Source organism: Streptomyces roseirectus (genome assembly GCF_014489635.1).
GTDB classification, from domain to species: domain Bacteria; phylum Actinomycetota; class Actinomycetes; order Streptomycetales; family Streptomycetaceae; genus Streptomyces; species Streptomyces roseirectus.
The window spans coordinates 4598954-4620338 of record NZ_CP060828.1 but is presented as its reverse complement, the minus strand read 5'-3'; the positions used below and the strand labels follow the sequence as shown (position 1 = coordinate 4620338).

The 21385-nt window shown below is 70.1% G+C and carries 18 protein-coding genes; 12 read left to right on the top strand and 6 right to left on the bottom strand.

The genetic code is table 11. The features are described 5' to 3' along the window. Positions 1-123 precede the first annotated feature (123 nt). Together IAG44_RS19140 and IAG44_RS19135 are read left to right on the top strand one after the other, a co-directional pair. Complete coding sequence (locus IAG44_RS19140) at positions 124-1377, top strand: GNAT family N-acetyltransferase (protein WP_187748309.1); 1254 nt, start codon at positions 124-126, stop codon at positions 1375-1377. Between the two features lie 447 nt (positions 1378-1824). After that, entirely contained in the window at positions 1825-2748 is a 924-nt protein-coding gene (locus IAG44_RS19135; protein ID WP_187748308.1) for a winged helix-turn-helix domain-containing protein, read from the top strand. Here IAG44_RS19135 and IAG44_RS19130 read toward each other — a convergent pair. Next, positions 2738-2932 carry a hypothetical protein gene (locus IAG44_RS19130; RefSeq protein WP_187748307.1) on the bottom strand — a complete coding sequence of 65 codons (195 nt, stop codon included), beginning with the start codon at positions 2930-2932 and terminating at the stop codon, positions 2738-2740. The two genes, IAG44_RS19135 and IAG44_RS19130, sit on opposite strands and share 11 nt — an antisense overlap. Before the next feature lie 135 nt (positions 2933-3067). On the opposite strand from IAG44_RS19130, the gene IAG44_RS19125 reads away from it, so the two are divergent. Both IAG44_RS19125 and IAG44_RS19120 read left to right on the top strand, forming a co-directional pair. Continuing rightward, a complete protein-coding gene (locus IAG44_RS19125) occupies positions 3068-3943 on the top strand; it encodes a FadR/GntR family transcriptional regulator (RefSeq protein ID WP_246561873.1) in 876 nt (291 codons plus the stop codon). Positions 3944-3972: 29 nt separating this feature from the next. After that, positions 3973-4713 (top strand): HAD family hydrolase, encoded by a 741-nt coding sequence (locus tag IAG44_RS19120; protein ID WP_187748306.1) that lies wholly within the window; start codon positions 3973-3975, stop codon positions 4711-4713. Here IAG44_RS19120 and IAG44_RS19115 read toward each other — a convergent pair. Then, positions 4697-4879 (bottom strand): hypothetical protein, encoded by a 183-nt coding sequence (locus IAG44_RS19115; RefSeq protein ID WP_187748305.1) that lies wholly within the window; start codon positions 4877-4879, stop codon positions 4697-4699. The two genes, IAG44_RS19120 and IAG44_RS19115, sit on opposite strands and share 17 nt — an antisense overlap. Positions 4880-4991: 112 nt before the next feature. Between IAG44_RS19115 and IAG44_RS44555 the strand changes: the two genes are divergently transcribed. The 4 genes from IAG44_RS44555 (at position 4992) to IAG44_RS19090 (ending at position 8802) form a co-directional block, all read left to right on the top strand. After that, positions 4992-5162 (top strand): hypothetical protein, encoded by a 171-nt coding sequence (locus IAG44_RS44555; RefSeq protein WP_187748304.1) that lies wholly within the window; start codon positions 4992-4994, stop codon positions 5160-5162. A 27-nt stretch (positions 5163-5189) separates the two neighbouring features. Continuing rightward, the gene (locus IAG44_RS19100) at positions 5190-5825 is read left to right on the top strand and encodes a GntR family transcriptional regulator (RefSeq protein WP_187748303.1); all 636 of its coding nucleotides are present in this window, start codon (positions 5190-5192) and stop codon (positions 5823-5825) included. Between the two features lie 158 nt (positions 5826-5983). Continuing rightward, positions 5984-8140 (top strand): phosphotransferase, encoded by a 2157-nt coding sequence (locus IAG44_RS19095; protein WP_187748302.1) that lies wholly within the window; start codon positions 5984-5986, stop codon positions 8138-8140. A gap of 35 nt (positions 8141-8175) precedes the next feature. After that, positions 8176-8802 carry a TetR family transcriptional regulator gene (locus IAG44_RS19090; RefSeq protein WP_187748301.1) on the top strand — a complete coding sequence of 209 codons (627 nt, stop codon included), beginning with the start codon at positions 8176-8178 and terminating at the stop codon, positions 8800-8802. Between the two features lie 104 nt (positions 8803-8906). Here the strand turns inward: IAG44_RS19090 and IAG44_RS19085 are convergent, their stop codons facing one another. The 3 genes from IAG44_RS19085 to IAG44_RS19075 all read right to left on the bottom strand — a co-directional run bounded on the left by IAG44_RS19085 (position 8907) and on the right by IAG44_RS19075 (position 11418). Further along, entirely contained in the window at positions 8907-9689 is a 783-nt protein-coding gene (locus IAG44_RS19085) for an ABC transporter permease (protein ID WP_187748300.1), read from the bottom strand. A gap of 83 nt (positions 9690-9772) precedes the next feature. After that, entirely contained in the window at positions 9773-10726 is a 954-nt protein-coding gene (locus IAG44_RS19080) for an ATP-binding cassette domain-containing protein (protein ID WP_187748299.1), read from the bottom strand. A gap of 20 nt (positions 10727-10746) precedes the next feature. Further along, positions 10747-11418 (bottom strand): DUF4097 family beta strand repeat-containing protein, encoded by a 672-nt coding sequence (locus IAG44_RS19075; protein WP_187748298.1) that lies wholly within the window; start codon positions 11416-11418, stop codon positions 10747-10749. 227 nt (positions 11419-11645) lie between these two features. On the opposite strand from IAG44_RS19075, the gene IAG44_RS19070 reads away from it, so the two are divergent. The 3 genes from IAG44_RS19070 to IAG44_RS19060 all read left to right on the top strand — a co-directional run bounded on the left by IAG44_RS19070 (position 11646) and on the right by IAG44_RS19060 (position 15441). Then, positions 11646-12383 (top strand): GbsR/MarR family transcriptional regulator, encoded by a 738-nt coding sequence (locus tag IAG44_RS19070; RefSeq protein ID WP_187748297.1) that lies wholly within the window; start codon positions 11646-11648, stop codon positions 12381-12383. A 50-nt stretch (positions 12384-12433) separates the two neighbouring features. Further along, positions 12434-14506 (top strand): HelD family protein, encoded by a 2073-nt coding sequence (locus IAG44_RS19065; protein ID WP_187748296.1) that lies wholly within the window; start codon positions 12434-12436, stop codon positions 14504-14506. An 86-nt stretch (positions 14507-14592) separates the two neighbouring features. Beyond that, positions 14593-15441 carry an LLM class F420-dependent oxidoreductase gene (locus IAG44_RS19060; RefSeq protein ID WP_187748295.1) on the top strand — a complete coding sequence of 283 codons (849 nt, stop codon included), beginning with the start codon at positions 14593-14595 and terminating at the stop codon, positions 15439-15441. A gap of 162 nt (positions 15442-15603) precedes the next feature. Here the strand turns inward: IAG44_RS19060 and IAG44_RS19055 are convergent, their stop codons facing one another. Continuing rightward, a complete protein-coding gene (locus tag IAG44_RS19055) occupies positions 15604-17247 on the bottom strand; it encodes a carbohydrate-binding protein (protein WP_246561872.1) in 1644 nt (547 codons plus the stop codon). 268 nt (positions 17248-17515) lie between these two features. On the opposite strand from IAG44_RS19055, the gene IAG44_RS19050 reads away from it, so the two are divergent. Beyond that, positions 17516-21346 (top strand): WD40 repeat domain-containing protein, encoded by a 3831-nt coding sequence (locus tag IAG44_RS19050; RefSeq protein WP_246561871.1) that lies wholly within the window; start codon positions 17516-17518, stop codon positions 21344-21346. The last annotated feature ends 39 nt before the right edge of the window (positions 21347-21385 follow it).

Here is a 21385-nt window from a genome sequence, read left to right as displayed (position 1 = left end):
GTGGTCACAGGCCACGCAAAGGGTTGCCATGGGCCGGAAACTTTTTTTCGGGACCGGGCAGTCGGCCGTCGGCGTGGGTCAAATCGTTGGAGGGCGGCGGGGCTTGGTGTCTAGCGTGGGCGTATGACCGACGACACGTTCGATATCCGATTCATCACCGACGACGAGCGGCCCGCCTGGCTGCGGGCGCTCAACACCGGGTTCCTGCAAGCCCCGGCGGTCTCGGAGGAGCGCGCCGAGGCACGGCGGATCGCGGACGCGGGGCAGCGGGTGTACGGGGTGTTCGAGGGCGACCGGGTGGTGGGGGCGTTCCGGTCGTACGACCAGGAACTCACCGTCCCCGGCGGGCAGTTGGTACCGGCGAACGCGATCTCGAACGTGACGGTGCTGCCCACGCACCGGCGGCGGGGGATCCTGACGCGGGTGATGGGGGAGGACCTGCGCGCCGCGAAGGAGCGGGGGGACGTCGCCGCCACGCTGATCGCCGCCGAGTACGCGATCTACGGGAGGTACGGGTTCGGGCCGGCGACGTCCGTCGCGGAGTGGACGATCGACGTGCCGCGCACGGGGCTGGACCCCCGGTGGGCCGCGCCCGAGTGCGGGGGGCGGATCGAGATGGTGGACCCGGAGGAGGTGCGCAAGACGGGGCCGGAGCTGCACGAGCGGGTGCGGCGGGGGCAGGTCGGCGCGGTCAGCCGTGTCCCGCAGTGGTGGGACGCGGGGACCGGAGTACTACGGGTCTACGAGGGGGACCGCCCGGTGCCGACGTTCGTGGCGTACCGCTCGCCCGAGGGGTCCCTCGAAGGTATGGCGGCGTACGAGGTCGACGACGCGTGGACCGGGGGCGGGCAGGCCGCGAACACGCTGACGGTGAAGTGGCTGATCGGGACGTCCCCGCGGGCGGAGCGCGCGCTGTGGCACTTCCTGTGCTCGATCGACTGGGTGACCACCGTGAAGTCGGGCCAGCGCGGTCCCGACGACCTGCTGCCCCGGCTGTTCCCCGACCCCCGCGCCGTGGGGATCACCCAGCTCGCGGACTGGCTGTGGGTGCGGATCCTGGACGTCGAGCGGGCCCTGGCGGCGCGTACGTACGCCGGCTCGGGCGAGCTGGTCCTGGAGGTGGACGACGCGGCGGGGCTGGCCGGGGGCCGGTTCCTGCTGGCGGCGTCGCCGGAGGGGGCGTCCTGCGCTCGGAGCACCCGGGGCGCCGACCTCGCGCTGGACGTGACCGACCTCGCGTCGCTGTGGCTGGGCGACGAGTCGGTGGCGCGGCTGGCGGCGCTGGGCCGGGTGCGGGAGGTACGAGCGGGCGCCGTGCGTGAGGCCGACGCCCTGCTGCGTACGTCCGGGCGGCCATGGTGCCCGGACATGTTCTGAGTCGAGTCGAACTCCCCTGCGGGTTTCCCCTAGGGGGTGTGGCTTCGCTCCCTTCCGGTCGGGGTCGTCGGTCACTGGTCCGGGCGTACCTCTGAGCTACTGCTGAGCTACTTCGGAGGTACGCCCGTCCTACTTCTGACGGTGTAGTGCATTCGTAGCTGTGGCTTATGAAGTTGTGACTGTGCTCGCGATATGTGGTTGTGGCTGTGCGGTGGTGCCTCGTATGCGGTTGTGACTGTGCGGTCGCGGCTTCGGCCGCCGTATCGGCCTGGCCGCCGTATCTGCGGGCTCCCGGCTCCCCTCCGGAAGAGAGCCCGACCAACCATCTGAAAGTTTGACCATGTCGACCATGTCTTGTGAAGTTGGTCGCCAACTTCACTGTACTTATGTCCGCTTGGAAGCGTCTCATAACCATCTCCCGGGGAACTGTCCGAAGATGGCGGGAAGTTGTACTGTTTTGCCGTGGAGCCGGAACCCGCCTCCGTCAATGGACGGAAAAGGCCACAGCGGCCACAGAAGTCACACCGCGAGGTGGCCGACGAACTGCGCACCCGGATCAGGACCGGAGTGCTGCGGCCCGGTGAACGCATGCCCACGCAGGCCCGGTTGGCGGACGAGTTCGGGGTGGAGCGGGGCGCTGTCCGGCAGGCCCTGCGCATCCTCCAGGCGGAGCGCCTGCTGACCAACATGACCAAGGGCGCGCCCGCAACTGTCGCCGTCGACCTGCGAGTTGGGCTCACCGACTGGGGCCCCGAAACCCCGCCGCAGCCGACGACGGTCGCGCTCGCGCCGCGCATAGCGGAGGCGTTCGAGGCCGATCACGTCCGCATCGACGCGCTCTGCCTCACCGCCGTCTCACTGACACTTGCCATGGGCGAACCCCTGCGGCACATCCACGCGGGGCGAATGAATCCGGCCAAGGTCGACGTGCGGGTGCTGCTGCCGTCGCGCAACATCCCGCTCGCCTTCCCCGCCTCGCTGGACGGTTCGGCGTCGGGGAGGCTGCGCGAACACTGGCTGCTGCACCGCAACGCGCAGGGCCAGGTGCTCAAGCACAACCTCCTCGCGCTGCGCCAGACGCACGGCATCGACGTCCAAGTCGCCTTCCGCGCACTGCCGTTCACACCGCCGGTCAAGCTGTACCTGCTCAACGGGGACGAGGCGCTGTTCGCCTACTACACGCTGCGCCGGCGCGAGCAGCTGATCAACGACGAGCGGGTGGAGACGTACGACGCCGAGGGGACCCAGTCCATGCTGTTCGCGTTCGGCCGGGGGGCCGGGGCGCGCGACACGACGTTCGTCGAGCAGTCCCGGCTCTGGTTCGACGCGCTGTGGGGGACGATCAGCTCGGACCTTCAACTCACGAGCTGACGGCGGGAGTTGTCATCAGCGCGGCGAGGAGCACGGCGCCGATCGAGGTCAGGGTGGGGATCCTCGCCCTGATGCCGACGGTGATCAGCAGGAGGGCGACCGTGCCAGTCGTGCCGTACTTCCACTGGACGGCCTGTTCGAGGGCGGCGGTGATCAGGGCTGTCGCGCCGAGGGGCGTGGGCATGGGGTTCACCTCTTTCTCCGTCCAACTCGGTAAAGTTGGCAACCAACTTCACTTATGTTGTCCCCACTTGGCACCAACCCTCAAACAAGTTGTCGGCAACTGCCCTAAGATGGATGAGAGTTGTAGCGTTCGACCGTGACGACCCAGGGGAAGGTGGCAGTGGACGCCGGCAGAAGGCTCTCGCCCCAGGAGATCGCCGACAACCTGCGGGAGCGGATCCGGATCGGGGACCTCAAGGCGGGCGACCGCCTCCCCACCCAGGCCGAGCTGGCGGACGAGTTCGGGGTGGAACGAGGCGCCGTGCGGCAGGCGTTGCGCTCGCTCCAGGAGGACGGGCTGCTGACGAACGTCAGCAAGGGCAGCCCGCCCCGGATCGCGGAGACGCCGGTCGTCGAGGGCGAGGAGCCCCGGCCGACCATGGTCGCCCTCGCGCCCCGGCTCATCGACGCCTTCCAGGTGCCGCACGTCCGCATCGACGCGGCCTGCCTCACCTCGGAGAGCCTGATTCCCGCGCTCGGTGAGCCGCTGCGGCTCATCCACGCGGGGGCGGTGCGGCCCGAAAAGATCGACGTGCGGATCATGCTGCCGTCCCGGAAGATCAACCTGGCGTTCCCGGTGCAGGTCGGGTCCAGCGAGGGCGAGGACCCGGTGCACGACCGGTGGCTCGCGATGCGCAACGCGCAGGGGCAGGTGCTGCGTTACAACCTCAGCGCGCTGCGCTCCCACGGCATCGACATCAACGTCACTTTCAGAGCACTGCCGTTCACCCCTCCGGTCAAGCTGTACCTCCTCAACGGCGAGGAGGCGCTGATGGCTTACTACACGGTCGCGCGGTACGAGGAGCCCACCGAGGAGGGCGTGCTCGACATGTACGACGTGCGCGGGACCGAGTCCCTGCTCTTCTCCTTCGAGAAGCGCACCGGGCAGCGGGACGCCGCGTTCGTCGAGGAGTCGCAGCGGTGGTTCGACGCCCTCTGGGAAACCATCACGACAGACCTGACACTCTCCTAGTGACTTCTGATACGAAACAGACGGATCGGATGGCTTTCGAGAGCGACAACACGACCGGAAAAGTAGAGGAGTTGATCGGTCGCGCCCGTGTCGTGCTCTGGGACTTCGACGGCCCCGTGTGCGGGCTCTTCGCCGGGCACCCGGCGGACCGGGTGGCGGCCGGGCTCGTGGAACGGCTCGACCGGCGGGGACTGCGGGGGCTGCTGGACGAGGCGGAGCGGCTGAGCCTCGATCCGCACGTCGTGCTGCGCGCCGTGGACCGTCGCCGGTCCGGCAGCGATCTGGTGGCCGAGCTCGAAGAGTGGCTGACCGAGGAGGAGTTGACGGCCACGGCCTCGGCGCTGCCCACGCCGTACGCCGATCCGCTGATCCGTACCTGGGTCGCCGTCGGCGCGCGGATGGCCGTCACCACCAACAACGCGCCGCGTGTGGTGACGAGTTACCTCGCGACCCGTGGTCTGACCGACTGTTTCGCCCCGCACATCTATGGCCGTACCGGGGATCTCCAGCTCCTCAAGCCCGACCCGTACTGTCTCAACAGGGCGTTGCGGGCGATGGGTTCGGCGCCCGCGGACGCCCTGATGATCGGTGACACGACCTCGGACCTGGAGGCCGCCCGGCGGGCCGGGGTGCCGTTCCTCGGGTACGCGCGCAACGGGACCAAGGAGGGGGCGTTGCGCAAGGAGGGGGCGGAGACCGTGGTCTCCTCGCTGCTTCCGGTGCTGACGGCGGTCCGGAGACGGGCCGGCTTCCTCACGCCTGGGTCATGAGCACCGCCAGCGTCACCGCGGCGCCGACCGCGAGTCCGCTGTGCCGGGCTCGCAGTCCTGTTCCCAGGCAGAACAGCAGGAAGACGCCGAGGGGGCCGAGTTGTGCCTGGGCCAGGTAACCCAGGGTCAGGCTCAGGGACTCCGTCAGCGTGGACAGCAGGAGCATGTTCGTTCACCTCCGGACAACTCTTGGATAAGCCTGCAACTTGCAGTCCAATTGGACGGCTGATTTGACTGAAAGTGGTGTGCTCGCGGGCGGTCGGCGTTACGGTCGGAGGGTGGGTGAACGACAGAGCGGTGACGGCGGTGGGCGGGAGTTCCAGCAGGTGGCCGGGGAGTTGCGGTACCGGATCTCCGAGGGGCTGTACGCCGAGGGGGCGTTCCTGCCGTCGCAGCGGGTCTTGCCGAGGAGTTCGGGGTCTCGCGGGACACCGTGCAGCGGGTATTGAGGGAGCTGGCCGGGGAGTGGGTCGCGGGTGGTGAAGATCCGGCACATCTCGTCGGGGGATCCGAGGCGGCAGGGGCGGGTGCTGTCGCTGGGGCCGTTGCTCGACGAGGCGTTTCAGGAGCGTGAAGTCGCGCTGGATGTCTACACGTTGACGTCGGAGTCGCTGAGCGCGCACATGGTGGCCCAGTTGGAGCGCATCTACTCCGGGCAGATCGCGCCCGAACGGCTCGCCCTGCGGATGCTGCTTCCCACCGGCAACCTGCCGTATCCGCGGACCCAAGGGGATCCCGAGGACGGTCGGTTGCAGCAACGCCTGGAGACCATGACCCAGCAGCACGTCAAAACGCTCACCCGGCAGTTCACGGAGCTGAAGACGCAAGGTGCGGTACGGGACGTCTCCCTGGACATCAGATACGTGCCGCTGACACCGACGTTCAAGCTCTACCTGCTCAACGACCGCACGGCCCTGTTCGGCCCCTACCAGGTGGTCGAACGCCGGATCACCCTGGACTCGGGCGCCGAGGTCGACGCGCTCGACGTCCTCGGCCTCGGCGCGACACTCACCCACCAAGTACGGGACTCCGACCCGAACTCGGCCCCGACGGCCTTTGTGGACAGCATGCGGACGTGGTTCGAGTCCGTGTGGAAATACCTCGCCAAGTAGCCCGCACGCAAAGGGCGTTGGCTACGATCTCCGGATCGTCCAGTGGCCGCGCTGTCGAACAGGCAGACACCCAGGAGTGGTGACTACACCCACGTCACCACTGTGTCGTTACTCAGGTCACGTGCCTGTCCATCAGCGTGAGTACATCGGAGCGGTCAGTGATCGAGCCCAGCGCCGCCTTGTCGTCGTTCGTCGAGGACGCCAGGAACAAGGCCCCGGTCGCCAGCGGCCATCACAACGACAACTACGTCTGCAAACTTCCGGAGTCGCTGGCGCGGAGGCTGGGCCAGGAGCCCGGGACGACCGTGCTGGTGCGGGTCAGGCGCCGCTCCGCCCTGCCCGTGGTGATCCGGACGTGGCAGGACGAGGGCGCGATCCTGAAGGCCGTCCTCCCGCATCTGCCGCACGTGCCGACCTGCCTGCTGCGGGCCGAGGACTTCAGCGTCCACAGCTATGTGAACGGCGTGCCGCTGTCCACCGTCTGCGGGAACGGCAAACTCGTGGACAGTCGGCTCGTGTCGGCGCTGACCGGCCTGCTGACCCAGATGACGAGGGTGCGCCGCACGGCGCTGCCCCCGCTGCCGAGCGGCTGGCCCACGCACGGATCCGACAGCCAGGCGTTCCTCAAAACCCTTGCCAGAGAGGCCGACCGGCAGGTCCGGATGCCCAACTGGCGTGAGTTCGGCGGCCTGTTCAGCTCGCTCGGGGTCCCGGAGGACGCCCTGACCCGCTTCGCGGAGCGCGTCCCGGCGATGGCGCGGCGGCCGTACAGCCTCCTGCACACCGACCTGCACCGCGACAACCTGATCCTGCCGTACGCCTCGCAGGACGGCGGACTCGTCAGCGTCGACTGGGAACTCGCCACGTTCGGCGACCCGTTGCAGGACCTCGCGACACACCTCGTCCGCATGCGTTACCCGGCGCAGCAGTGGGACGAGGTGATCGGCTCCTGGGAGTCGGCGATGCGCGGCGCGCGGCCCGCCGCGGTGACCGGGTTCGACACCGATCTGCGGCACTACCTCGACTTCGAACGGGCGCAGTCCCTCTACCCGGACGTCATGCGCGCCGCCCGCTGGCTGGAGGCGTCGTTCACGCAGCGCGACCTCGACCGGGCGACCCGCGAGGTCGAACGGGCCCTCCAGACAGCCGAACGGCCCCTGCGGCTACGGGGGTTGCCGGGGCGCGAGGAGATCGAGCGCGCCCTGTTCCGCTGGCACGCGGCCCGGCACGGTGGCGACGTCAACGGACGGGACTGGCTGGGCAAGGCGTTCGACTGGCGCCTGGACACCGAACGCGTCCCGCTCACACCGGAGTTCGGGACGGACCAGGTGAAGGCGGTGCTCCTCGCGGAGGGCGCGGCCGGAGCGGACCAGGTGTTCAAGGGTGCCTCGCACCTCAACACCGTCGTCGAGGTGGCCGGCGTCGGCTTCCCGGTCGTCGTCCGGCGCCAACTGCCCGACGTGCGGCGGCGGGAGCGGCGTCCGCTGTACGAACACGCCGTGCTGCGGGCGATCCACGAGTCGCGGGTGCCGGTGCGGGCGCCCAGGACCCTTGCGCTCGGGGAGAGTTACCGCGACGACCCGTTCGCGATCCACACGTACGCCGGACCCGACCCCGAACGGGTGCCCCGCCATCCGGTCGACGGGCTGCGGCCGTACGAGGCGGACGCGCTGGTGGACCAGTTGTGCGCGCTGACGGAGGTGGACTGGCGGTCGCTCGATCCGGGAGCCGAAGACCGGGATTTCTACGGGCAGTTGACCGAGTCGCTGGTTGGGCTCGTGTGGGAACTTCCCGAGGAGACCACGCAGTTGGCCAGGGAGGTCGGGCTGCCCGACGGGCATCGGTTGGAGGAGTTGCTGCTGCGTCATCGCGTGACGCGCCGGGCTCCTTCCCTTCTGCACGGAGACCTCAACCCCTGGAACCTCGTGCGGCGCCAGGACTCCGCCGAATTCACCATCATCGACTGGGAGTTGGCGCTGGTCGGGGATCCGCTCTACGACCTGGTGCGGCACATGCATCTCACGCCCACCAAACAGGCCATCAGGGAACGGATGTTCGGGCGGTGGGAGAAACGTCTCGGTGGGGAGCGGGTGGTGGGGTGGGAGAGCGACTGGCTGGTGTACCGGTGGCTGGAGATCGTGCGGTCGGCGTACATCGACCTGGATCGGCTGGTGAGTCGGGAGGCGTTGGAGGCGCCGAACGTGCGCAGGGCGGTCGATTCGTACGGGGAGACGTTGAAGGCCGCGCTGGAGGTGCTGGGGCTGCCGGTGCCGAGGGCGGCCAATCCTTATCTGGGGCTCGCGCTGGCCGGTTAGGGCGTCGGGCGCGGGGTGCTGCGTACGCTCGTGGCATGAGTGAGAGCGGGTTGCGGGAGCGCAAGAAACAGCGGATGTACCGGGATGTGTCGGACATCGCGGTGCGGATGTTCATCGAACGCGGGTTCGACGAGGTGTCCGTCGCGGAGGTCGCCGCCGCGGCGGAGATCTCGAAGCCGACGCTGTTCCGGTACTTCCCGGCGAAGGAGGACCTGGTCCTGCACCGGCTCGCGGACCACGAGCGGGAGGCGGCGGAGGTGGTGACCGAGGGACGGGCGGCCGGGCTCGCGCCGGTGGAGGCGCTGCGGCGGCACTTCCTGGCGGGGCTGCGGGCCGAGGATCCGATCACGGGGCTCAACGATCACCCCAACGTCCGTGCTTTCTATGCCCTGTTGTACGGAACGCCGGCGCTTGTCGCGCGGCTGTACGGGTTCCTCGAACGGTCCGAGGGCGCCCTCGCCGACGTCCTCGGTGGGGATCTCGCGGCGCGGCTCGCGGCCGGACAACTCATCGCCGTCCGGCGGATCCTGGCGCAGGAGAACTGGCGGCGGATCGCGGAGGGGGAGACGGTGGCGGAGGTCCGGGGGGACGCGGTGGCGGCGGCGGAGGGGGCGTTCGGGGTGTTGGAGGGGGCTGTGGGGCGGTTGTTGGAGCGAGGGTGAGGGGCGGTGGCGTCTGCTGTTGGGGCGGCCGCATTGAACGGGCGGCGCACGCCGACGAGTTGCCGGGGTGCGCCGCCCTGTGGTGAACGGCCGTGCCATGACGGCTACTTGGGGTCCTGGTCGAACCTCGCCGTCGACCAGCGGTAACCCAGCACCGTCAACGCGAGGCACCAACCGACGGCGATCCAGCCGTTGTTGCCGATCTCCGTGCCCAGCAGCAGACCCCGCAGCGTCTCGATCGCCGGCGTGAAGGGCTGGTACTCGGCGATCGGCTGGAACCAGCCCGGCATCGTGTCGACCGGCACGAACGCGCTGGACAGCAGCGGCAGCAGGATCAGCGGCATCGCGTTGTTGCTCGCGGCCTCGGCGTTGGGGCTGACGAGGCCCATGCCGACGGCGATCCAGGTGAGCGCCGTCGCGAACAGCACCAGCAGCCCGAACGCGGCGAGCCATTCCACGGGGCTCGCGTCGGTCGACCGGAACCCGATGGCCACGCCGACCGCGCCGACGAGGACCACGCTGGCGACCGACTGGAGCACGCTGCCGATGACGTGCCCGACGATCACGGAACCTCTGTGGATCGCCATCGTGCGGAAGCGGGCGATGATGCCTTCCGTCATGTCGTTCGAGACGGAGACGGCCGTGCCGATCGTGGTGCTGCCGATGGTCATCAGCAGCAGGCCGGGGACGATGTACGCGATGTAGTCCGCGCGGTCGCCGCCGCCGACGCCGGCGCTCATCGCGTCGCCGAAGATGTAGACGAACAGGAGGAGCAGCATGATCGGGGTGAGGAGGAGGTTGAGGGTGAGGGAGGGGTAGCGGCGGGCGTGTAGGAGGTTGCGGCGGAGCATGGTGGTGCAGTCGCGGAGGGCGAGGGACGCGCTCATCTGGCGTTCTCCTTGGGGTGGTTGGGGTGACGCGGTGGGTGTGGGGGTGTGGTCAGGGGGCGGGACTGTTCAACGGGGGCTGTTCAGGGGCTGACGTGCTCGGGCTCGCCGTGTTCCGTCAGGGCGAAGAAGACGTCGTCCAAGTCGGGCGTGTGGACGGTCAGTTCCTCGGCCTCGATGGCGGCCGTGTCCAACTGGTCGAGGAACGCGCGGAGTTGGCGCTGTCCGCCGTCGCTCGGGATGCGGAGGGTGAGTGAGTCGTCGTCCCTGGACGCCTCCTCGAAGAGACTGACCGCACTCTGGTACGACGCCGGGTCGGTGAACCTGAGTCGGACGTGGCCGCCGGGGACCAGGCGCTTCAACTCCGCGGCGCTGCCTTCCGCGACGATGCGTCCGCCGTTCAACACCGCGATGTTGTCGGCGAGTTCGTCGGCCTCCTCCAGGTACTGCGTCGTGAGGAAGACGGTGACACCGTCGGCCACCAACTCCCGGATGATCTGCCACATGTTGTGCCGGGAACGCGGGTCGAGGCCGGTCGTCGGCTCGTCGAGGAAGATGATGCGGGGGCTGCCGACGAGGGTCATGGCGATGTCGAGCCGGCGCTTCATGCCGCCGGAGTAGGTCGACGCGGGCTTGCTCGCGGCCTCGGTGAGGTCGAAGCGGGCGAGGAGTTCGGCGGCGACCTCGCGGCCCTCCCGCTTGGAGAGGTGGTGCAGGTCCGCCATGAGGAGCATGTTCTCCTCGCCGGTGATGAGTCCGTCGACGGCGGAGAACTGCCCGGTGACGCCGATCGCCCGGCGCACGGCCTGCGACTCGGCGGCGCCGGCGCCGAGTTGGTGCCCGGCGATCCGCGCCTGTCCGTCGTCCGCGCTGATCAGGGTGGACAGGATCTTCACGGCGGTGGTCTTGCCCGCGCCGTTCGGGCCGAGCAGGGCGAAGACGGTGCCCTGCGGTACGGCTATGTCGACGCCGTCCAACACGGTCTTGTCGCCGTAGGACTTGCGCAACCCGGTTGCGGAGATGGCGAGTTCGGTCATGGCAGGGGGCTCCTTCGTGGTCAGAGGGTGTGGGCGGTGATGTTGCCGTGGGTGGTGGTGGCGGTGATGGTGAGGGTGGGGTTGCCGTTGTTCTTGAGGGAGTTGGCGATGCGGCCGTGGCCGGTGGAGGCGTCGAGGGTGGCGTTGGTGGTGGGGGTGGTGCCGATGTGGATGTCGCCCTGCTGGGTGGTGAGGGTGAGGGCGCCGGTGGTGGCTTCGGTGATGTGGAGGGTGCCGCGTTGGGTGGTGAGGTGGGCGGGGCCAGTGAGGCGTTTGATGGTCATGTCGGCGTCGTGGGCGGTGAGGTGGGCGTTGTCGGCTTCGTCGAGTTTGACGGTGCGGTATCCGCCGGTGTGGGTGACGGTGCCGAGGCGGCCGACGCCGCGGAGTTCGGTGGCGTCGGTGGTGGCGTGGAGGTGGGAGCCGGTGGGGAGCTGGACGGTGATCTCGACGGCGCCGGTGTGGCCGAGGAGGGCGTTCTTCGGTTCGGGGGCTTCGATGCGCAGGGTGTTGGTGGTGTTGTCGTAGGTGGCGGTGATCTGGTCGGCGGTCTTCTGGTCGCGGGTCTTGGTGGGGTTGGCGGGGCGGATGGTGACGGTGGTGTCGGTGCGGTCGGCGGCGATGAGCTGGATGCGGCCGGCGGGGAGGGTGATGTGGGTGGTGATGGGGGTGGGGGTGGTGAAGGTGTGCATGGTGGGTGCCTTCCGCTCGTCGTCGTTTCTGACGATCGAAAAGCTACGTTGCGTTGAAGTATCTGGCAACGCATTCGTTGCGATGGATGGTTGTTATTGCAGGTCGTAGCCTAGAAATCGTTGCAACTGTTGTGTTCGTAACGCAATGCTCGCGCGAGTGGACGTTGCAATGAATTGGAGGTGAACGCTATGGTGGCGGCAGTTGGAGATCCACGAAGGAGATGGCGATGCCGGGAGGCAGGCTCACTCAGCCGGAGCGTCAGCAGATCGCGCTGGGGCTGGCCGATGGACTCGCGTACGCGGAGATCGCGCGGCGCCTCGACCGTCCGACCTCGACGGTCACGCGCGAGGTGATGCGCAATGGCGGCCCCCACTCGTACCGCGCGGACCTCGCTCACCGCGCGACCGAGCAGCGCGCTCACCGTCGCAAGAAGTCCGCGCCCCGAACGCCCGGTGTTTCGCCGGGAGTTGACGGGCGTGACGCGGAGGCGGTGCGCGAGTACGAGGACGCGTTCGCGACGCTGTTCACGCAGCAGGGGCTGCCCAATATGACGTCCCGGGTGCTGGCCGCGCTTTATGTCACCGACAGCGGCAGTCTCACCGCCGCCGAACTCGCCGGGCGGCTCGCGATCAGCGCGGCGTCCGTGTCCAAGGCGATCGCGTTCCTTGAGGTGCAGGGGTTGGTGCGGCGGGAGCGGGAGCCGGACGGGCGGCGGCGGGAGCGGTATGTCGTCGACGATGACGTGATGTACCAGTCGACGATGGCGAGCGCCAAGGCCACGGCGTATCTGGGGGACGTCGCGCGGCAGGGGGTAGGGGTACTAGGGGTCGGGACGCCGGCCGCTACGCGGCTGGAGAACATGGCTCGGTTCATGGACTTCGTGTCGGAGAGCATTGCGCGGGCGGCTGATCAGGCGCGGGAGGTGCTGTATACGAAGCCTGATACCCCTAGTACCTCGGAGTGATCGTCGGTTAAAAAAGTGACTCAGTTAAATATTTGGCTTAGGCTCGTAGGATGGCTGACGAGCTTGAGCTAGAGGCATCCCTACGACACGAACGCGCCCACCACGACCGCTGCCGGACGGCCTTCGCGGCGATGGTCGACGGCGCTGACGAGCAGGTCGTCGTCGGTGAGGACGTCTCCGCGTCCGGTGCCGACGCGGAGGTCCTCGGGTACCAACTACGCAGTCACGCCAAGGCGTTGCGCGAGCTGCCGGAGGGGCCGCTGTTCTTCGGGCGGCTCGACTTCGAGGACGGGCGGGCGCATTACGTGGGGCGGGTGCGGGTGAGTGAGCGGCCTGCGGATCCGCCGTTGGTGGTGGACTGGCGGGCGCCGGTCTCGCGGGCGTTCTATCAGGCGTCGGTGCGGGATCCACAGGGTGTGGATGTGCGGCGGCGGTTCGGGTGGGCGCCGGGGAGCCGGGGGGAGTCGGGGGATCTGACGGGGCTGGAGGATGAGCGGCTGGGGGTACTACGGGTCTCACGGGGTGAGGCGGGCGCCGGGGGAGTGGGTGGTGGTGGGGCGGGGCTTGGTGAAGCGGGCGTCGGCGAAACGGGGGTCGGTGAAGCGGGCGTCGGTGAAGCGGGGCCAGGGGATCTGCTCACCCGTGAGCTGGAACGTCCCCGCGTCGGGCCCATGCGGGACATCGCCGCGACGATCCAGCCCGAGCAGGACGACCTCGTGCGCGCCGGGCTCGGTGACTCCGTCTGCGTGCAGGGTGCTCCTGGTACAGGGAAGACGGCCGTCGGGCTGCATCGCGCGGCGTACCTCCTCTACACGTACCCGCGGCGGATCGAGCGCGCAGGTCTGCTGATCCTCGGCCCCAACCGCACCTTCCTCGCCTACATCTCCGAGGTGCTGCCCGCCCTCGGCGAGACCGGCGTCCGGCAGTCGACCCTCACGGAGCTGGTCGGCCGTCACCCGGTCACGGGCACCGACCCGCGTGCCACCGCCGTCGTCAAGCACGACCCGCGCATGGCGGAGGTGCTGCGCCGGGCCCTGTACGGCAGGGTCCGCGCGGACGACGCGGAGGGTGCCGTAGTCCAGGAGGGGTCGTACCGGTGGCGGGTACCCGCGGGGGAGGTCGCCGAGATCGTGCGCGGCGTGCTCGACGAGGCTCCGCCGTACGAGGTCGGCCGCGAGCGGGTCCGCACACGCATCGTCGTCCGGATGCGCGAGCAGGCCGAGCGGCGGAGCGGGACGCGGAACGGCTCCTGGGTACGACGGGTCGAGCGGGCGGTCGGCGGGTGCGTGGACGCGGTGTGGCCGAAGGCGCGGGCGGAGGAGGTCGTGTACGAACTCCTGCGGGGTGGACCGGAGTTGGCGGATCTCGCGGACGGCTTGCTGTCGGCGGAGGAGCAGGCGGACCTGGTCTGGGCACGTCCGCCGCGCTCCTGGAAGTCGGCTCGCTGGTCCGCCGCCGATCTGGTCCTTCTGGACGAGGTCTCAGGTCTGATCGCGCATCCCGCGGGGTACGGGCACATCGTCGTCGACGAGGCGCAGGACCTGTCCCCCATGGAGTGCCGTGCCATCGCCCGGCGCGCGGAGTTCGGGTCCCTGACGGTACTGGGGGATCTTGCCCAGGGGACGACCGCCTGGGCCGCTCGGTCCTGGTCCGGGCAGCTCTGTCATCTCGGCAAGCCCGAGGCCGCCGTGGTGCCGCTCACCGTCGGGTTCCGGGTACCCGCTGTGGTGCTGGAGCTGGCGAACCGGGTGAGGGGGCGGCTGGAGGTCTCGGTGCCGGCGGCTCGGTCGCTGCGTGGGGGTGGGGAGGTGCGGGTCACTCGTTGTGAAGGCGACCTGTACGCCGGGGTGTTGGAGGCCGTTCGGCGGGCTCTGAAGGAGGAGGGGTCGGTGGGGGTGGTGGTCGCGGATGCGGAACTCCCTTTGTTCCAGGGGGTTTCGGGGGAGCGGGTCGAGGTGGTTGCGGCGGGGGTGGTGAAGGGGCTGGAGTACGACCATGTGGTGGTCGTCGAGCCGGCGGCGATCGTGGAGGGGGAGGAGCGGGGGTGGCATCGGTTGTATGTGGTGTTGACCAGGGCGGTTTCTCGGTTGGAGGTGGTGCATGGGAGGGAGTTGCCTTGGTGAGGGGTTGAGCGTGAGGTGAGCGCCGGGCCGGGAATATTTTGATCGGCGTCGGAATATGGGGCGGTGTCGGTTCGTTGGCCCCAGGTATGACGACGAACAGCAACCCCGCACCCCTCAGCCTCGGTACGTACGGCGTCTGGCGCTTCGGCAGTTCATCCCCTGAGCTGGCCGTCGAGTTGGAAGCGCTCGGCTTCAGCGCGCTGTGGCTCGGCAACCCCTCGGTCTCCGAATTCGACGGTATCGAGCGGATGTTGGACGCCACCGAGACCCTGGTGGTCGCGACCGGGATCGTGAACATCTGGGCCAACCCGGCGCAGGAGGTGGCTCGCGGGTATCACCGGATCGTCGAACGGCACCCGGACCGCTTCCTGTTGGGCGTCGGCGCCGGGCACCGGGAGAACACGCAGGAGTACACCCGGCCCTACCAGGCGCTCAACGACTATCTGGACGTGCTGGACGAGGCCGAAGTCCCGGTCAGTCGCCGGGTGTTGGCGGCGCTCGGGCCCAGGGTGACGCGGCTGTCCATGGAGCGGGCCGTCGGAGCGCACCCCTACCTCGTACCGCCGGAGCACACCCGCCGGGCGCGCGAAATCCTCGGTGAGGGGCCTCTGTTGGTGACCGAGCAGAAGGTCGTGGTCGACCCGGATCCGGTGCGGGCGCGTGAACTGGCCGTCGAGAGCGTGGGGGTGTACCTCGGGCTCAGCAACTACACCAACAACCTGCGCAAGTTGGGGTACTCCGACGAGGACTTCGTCGCGCCGGGGAGTGATCGGCTCCTCGGGGATCTGGTGACGCAGGGTGGACCGGAGGCGGCGGCTGCGGGACTGCGTGCGCACGCCGAGGCGGGGGCCGATCATGTGGTGGCGCAGGTACTGGGGGCGGGGGAAGGGGCGGAGGGGTACCGGAAGTTGGCGGAGGCTCTGGCACTGAAGTGAGCGGTTCCGAAGGGTAGTTGTCCGAAACGGGGTTCCTGGACCGTGGGAGTGTTCGCGGGCCCGCTCTCGAAGGGGGCGGGCCCGCACACCGTCCGCGTCGGCCAGGAGGCCAGCCGGTTCAGCCGATTCAGCCAGTTCGGTCGGTTCGGTTGGTTCGGTCGGTCACAGCGTGACGGTCACCCCGCCCAGCGTCACCACCAGCTTGCCGTCCGAGGCGAAGGACCAGCGCAGCGCGCCCGACCAACTCGACGCGCAGCGCGAGCCGTTGGTGCCGGTCCAGAACTGGTTCGTGCTGTCCGCGTTCCCGATCGTCTTGTCGTTGGAGCCGCTGACGTTGTACCGGCAGGACGTGTTGGAGCGGAACACCGAAGTCCCCGCGTCCCAGCTGTAGTTGCGCTGGGTGTTGTCGATGCTGAGGTTGTTCGAGACGGTCATCGAGCCCGGGTTGCTGTTGTAGGTGAACCCGTGCTTGCCGTTGCGGTAGGCGATGCTGCGCCGCACGACGTGGTCCACCGCGATGTCGTCGCCGCCGAGCTTGTACCCGTTGCGGTCGCCGTTGGAGTTGACGGTGCCGTCGGAGAGCGTGCCGTTGTTGTACGACAGCGAGTCCTCGATGGTGACCGGGCCGATCGGACCCGTGTCGGGCTTGGTGTAGAGGTCCCAGCCGTCGTCGATGTTGTTGTGGGCGACGGCGTAGCGGAAGACGTTCCCGGTGCCGGTCGTCAGCTTCGCCGCGAAGCCGTCCGCGTCCTCGCCGTCGGAGTCGGCGTTGTCGTGGGACTCGGCGCTGAGGACCAGGTTGTCCGAGGGCCACTGGCTGCTCGGCGTGGAGGAGGCGATCCGGCCCAACTGGAGCCCGGTGTCACGGTTGTAGCGGGTGATCGTCCGCTCGATGACGTTGTGGCTGCCGCCGACGTAGATCCCGTTGTCCCCGGCCCGCTCGACGACGATCCCGTAGACCTTCCAGTACGACCCGAAGAGCTGGAGCCCGCGGTTGGACGAACTCTCGGTCTGTGCCGAGAAGTTGAGCACCGGGGTCTCACCCGGATACGCCGTCAGGGTCGTACGGGCCGACGAGGTGCCGCTGTTGGTCTGGGGGATCGTCACCGTGGCGGAGTGGTTGTACGTCCCTCCACGGAGGTAGATCGTGCCGCCCGCGGTGACGCGGCTGATCGCCGAGGTGAGTGTCGTGGGCGCGGACTGCGTGCCGGCCGCGCTGTCGGTGCCGGTCGGGGAGACGTAGATGGCGCCGGTCGCGGGCGGTGTCGTCGAGTCGGTGGTAGTCGCCTCCGCGTAGTCGACGTTGGGTAGTCCCCCGGAGGTCGTAGGGGTCAGCCGGATCGTGTTGCTGCCCGCGTTGAGGGTGACGGTCAGCGTCTTGGTGGCCCACGTCGTCCAGGCGCCGGTCGTCTCGAAGGACGGCGTCTGGACCGTCGTCCCGTTGACGGCGAGGGAGGCGGGGCGGGCGGCCGAAGTGCCGTTCGCGAAGCGGATGTTGAGCGTCGCGGTTCCGGCGGCGGCCGCGTTCACCGTGAACTGGGCATAGCCGCTGGTGGAGTTGGTCGCGTTGCAGAAGCCGCTGCCGGAGTAGCCGGTCCAGTCGGAGTCGATCGTGCCGGTGCAGACCGCGGGCGAGGTCTCGGCCTCGTAGCGGGTGGTCGCGGCGTGGGCCGGCGCGGTGCCGGTGAGCGCCACGAGGGCGCCGGTGAGGAGGGCGGCGGAGGCGAGAGCGGAAGTTACCCGTGGGGCTACCGGGCGGTCCACCGGTTGTGCGGGGGCGGCTGGTCTCGTCGATCGCTGGTGCATCGTGCGGCTCCGTTCGAGTACATGTATGCGGGGTGTGTACGTGAACAGGTAGAGCTCCCGGATCTGGGGATCCCCGGGCGATAGCAAGCGCTTTCTCGGGACGTTAGGCTCATGGTGTGAACGCGTCAAGAGTTATGTACTTGATCATTGTCTAAGAATGTGAACGCTTGCCCGTGGGGTTGAATCGAGCTATTCCCCTTTAACTCTCAAGTTGCGTGGCATACTCGCGGCACTTCGCGCCCTGTGGCCTTGGTGAAAGCGACTGCCAGTGATCCCGAGAAGCAACGGCCGCCCGCTGGGCAGGCCTGAACGCCCGCTCGACCCCGAAGCCGGTCCCGTCCAGCGCTTCGCCCACGAACTACGCCTTCTCCGCCGGGGGTTCGGCTCCCCCTCCTACCGCACGATGTCCGAGCGCACCCGCGTCTCGGTGACCGCCCTGTCCCGCGCGGCCTCCGGCGAGCGGCTGCCGTCGGCCGCGGTGGTCCGCGCCTACGCGCGCGCCTGCGGCGCCGACCCCGACGTGTGGGAGCAGCGGCTGAACGCGGTCGCACGGCAGGCGGACGCCAGGCGGGAGGACGGCGCGGGCGCGCCCTACCAGGGGCTCGCCCGGTTCGAGAGCGCCGACCGCGCGCTGTTCTTCGGCCGGGACCGGCTGGCCGACGAGGCGTTACGGATGGTGCGCGAACACCGGTTCGTCGTCCTGGTCGGCGCCTCCGGCAGCGGCAAGTCGTCGCTGCTGCGCGCCGGACTCCTGCCCCGCCTCGAACGCTTCGCCCAAGACCAGGGCTGCGACTGCGAGTTGACCTTTCTCACGCCGGGCTGCCGACCCGCCGCCGACTACGGACGGCTCCTTGTCCCGCGCCGGGAAGGACCCGAACGGCTGGTCGTCGTCGACCAGTTGGAGGAGATCTTCACCCTGTGCCGGGACCGCGCCGACCGCTGGCGGTTCGTCGACCAGCTCCTGGCCGCTCGGGACCCGGCGAGCCGGCTGCGCGTCGTCGTCGCCGTCGGCGCCGGATTCCACGGCCGGTGCGCCGAACACCCCGGCCTGGCCGAGGAGTTGGACGGCCACACCCTCACCGTCGGCCCGATGACCCGCGCCGAACTGCGCGAGGCTGTCGTCGGTCCCGCGACCTCCGCCGGGCTGCGTGTCGAGCGCGAACTCACCGCTCGCCTCGTCGAGGAGGCCACCGACCAGCCCTGCGCCCTGCCGATGCTCTCGCACGCGCTGCGCGAGACCTGGCGGCGCCGGCGCAGCGGGGTCCTCACCCTCCAGGCGTACGAGGAGACCGGCGGTGTACGCGGGGCGATCGCGCGGGCCGCCGAGGAGGTGTACGGCTCCCTCACCCCCGAGCAGACCGGTACCGCGCGGCGCGTCCTGCTCGCCCTCATCACCCCTGGGTATGACGGGGAGTACACCCGGCGCCCGCTCGCCCGCGCCGCGCTGCGCGAGTGGCCCGACCCCGAGGTACCCGTAGTACTGGAGCGCCTGGCCGCGGCCCGGCTCGTCACCCTCGACGGGCAGCACGCCGAGCTGGCCCACGACGCCCTCGTCACCCACTGGCCCCGGCTCCAGGGGTGGATCGAGGAGAGCCGCGAGCGGATGCGCCGCCACCGTGACCTCGCCGAGGCAGCCCGCGACTGGCGTGAGCACGGCCGCGACCCCGGCAGCCTCTACCGGGGTGCCCGGCTCGCCGTCGCCGACGCGCTGTTCGGGCGCGACCGGGGCGACCACGACCTCACGGCGGGTGAGCGGGCCTTCCTCAGCGCCTCCCGGGTCGCGCAGACGATGGAGGGCTGGACCAGCGACCGTACCCGGGGACGCGTCCGGGGGCTGGTCCTCGCGCTCTCCCTCGCGCTGATGGGCACGCTGACGGTCAGTCATATCGCCTGGCAGGAAAGCCGCGTGGTGGAACGGCAGCGTGGACTCGCCGCCGCACGGCAGGCCGCCGCCCTCGCCGGACGGCAGCGGGTCACCGACCCTCGGGTGCGGGCGCTGCTGAGCGTGGCGGCCTGGCGGCTGTCCCAAATCCCGGAGAGCCGTGGGGCGTTGATGGACGCGTTCGGGTCTGCGGAGAGTGACGTGTTCGCGATGGAGGGCCTGCGGGAGGAGGAAGGCGCCGGGGCGGTCGCGGCGGCGGGGAGGGCGGCGACGTCCCGAAGTGCCGTTCCCGCACGGCAGTTCCTCGTCGACTCCGGCCGCGCTCTCCTCGTCGCGTCCGCAGGCACCTGGTCGACCTGGGACGTCGTCGACCGCCGTCGCACCGGCACCGGCCGCTTCACGTCCGCCGAGAGCGCGGCCCACGTCACCGCCGCGAGCCCCGACGGCCGCACCCTCGCCCTGACCGATCCCCGCACCGGGGACACCAGCCTGTGGCGCCGCGCACCGGACGGCTCGACGTCCGAGCGCCCTATTGTTGGACGGTTCGTCAGATTCGGTGTGGACGGGGCGAGTTACGTGATGGCGAACGGTTCACGGGTGCTGTTGCGCTCCCTTGAGGACGACAGGGTGCTGTTCGCGACCGAGGAGATCGAGCCGGCGCCGGCCGACGCGAACGACCCGGATCCGTCAGGAGCTCCGGCCGACCCCACCACCGCTAACTCCCCTATGGACACCCCCACTTCACACCCCGCCCCCGGCGCCCGCCTGGTCGCCCTGTGCCGTGCCGGCCGTCCCCTCCTCCTGTGGGACACCCTCCGGCACCGCACCCGCCCCGGCGACTGGCGGGCGCCGGCCGCCTCGCCCGCGTACTGCTCGCTCGCCTTCAGCCCGGACGGCACCCGGCTGGCCGTCCCCACCCCGACCGGGACGCGGATCTGGGACACGGTGACGGGCCGCCGCCTGGCGGATCTCGCGCACGGGCGCGCGGAACACCTCGCCTTCACCCCGGACGGCCGTTTCCTGGCGGCGGTCGGCGGCGGACCCGAGCTGACCGTGTGGCGCGTCGCCTCCCCGGCGGCGCCGGTCCTGCGCCATCCCCTCACCGACGGCCCCGTCACCGCGCTGGCCTGGGACCGCACCACCCCCACCCTCCGCTACCTGACCGGCGGCGCGGTCCACACCCTCGACCTCACCACCCCCTTGATCACTCCCTGGTACGACATACCTCTGGACGACGTACTCCTCTCCTCGGACGGTGCTCTCCTGGCCACCACGGAGGGCGACCGCTTCCACCTGTACGACACCGAGTCGGGCCGCCCGCTCGCCACGCTCACCGCCCCCGCCACAGGCGGTCCGCCGCTGATGTCCTTCACCCCGGACGGCGGCACCTTCGCCTACGGCACCGGTGGCCCCCGTAGCTCCGTGGTCGTACGGGATCTACGGGACCGGCGCACCAGGGCCGTCCTCACCCCGCCCGCCGGCACCGACGTCCGCGCGATCGCCCTCACGCCGGAGGGTGACGCACTACGGCTCACCCGGACGACGGCGGACGGCACCCTCGGCACCGAGCTGTGGGACATCGCCCGCCGGGTGCGCACCGGCGTAGGGCGGGGCTCCGACGGGCCTGGCGCCGGGCCCGTCCCGGAGACCATGGCCCACGAGGAGCACACGACCTACCCGGAGCGCACGGCTCACGCGGAGCGCGCGGCGAGCCCGTCACCCACGGCGCTCAGCCCCGACGGTCGCCACCAGGCCACCGGCAACGCCTACGGCGAGGTGACCGTGTGGACCGCCGGCCGCCGTCCCGGGACGCTGGTCCCGGCACCCGCCGACGCGCCCGCGTGCCTGACCTGTTCCCGGGTCACCGCCCTCGCCTTCAGCGAGGACGGTGCCACCCTCGCGATCGGCTACGGCTCCGGGGACGTCCGCGTGTGGGACGTCGACGCCCGGCTGCCCCTAGGGGGATCCCTGAGGACGGCGGGTGACGCGGTGCGGACGCTCGCCTTCACCCCGGACGGCGTCACTCTGCGGGTGGGGGGCGTCCGCGCCCCTCTGCAGAGCTACACCGTCGACCCCGACCGGATCGCCGCCCGGCTGTGCACCCGCGCGGGCCCATCCCTGTCCCCCGAGGAGTGGAGGACGTACCTGCCCGACGCGCCCTACCGGCGGGTGTGCGGCACGCGGCCCGCGGACGCGCCCGCCTTGCCCCCGACCTGAGTTGTTTCCCCCTCCGACCTGCGTTGCGCAACAAATCCG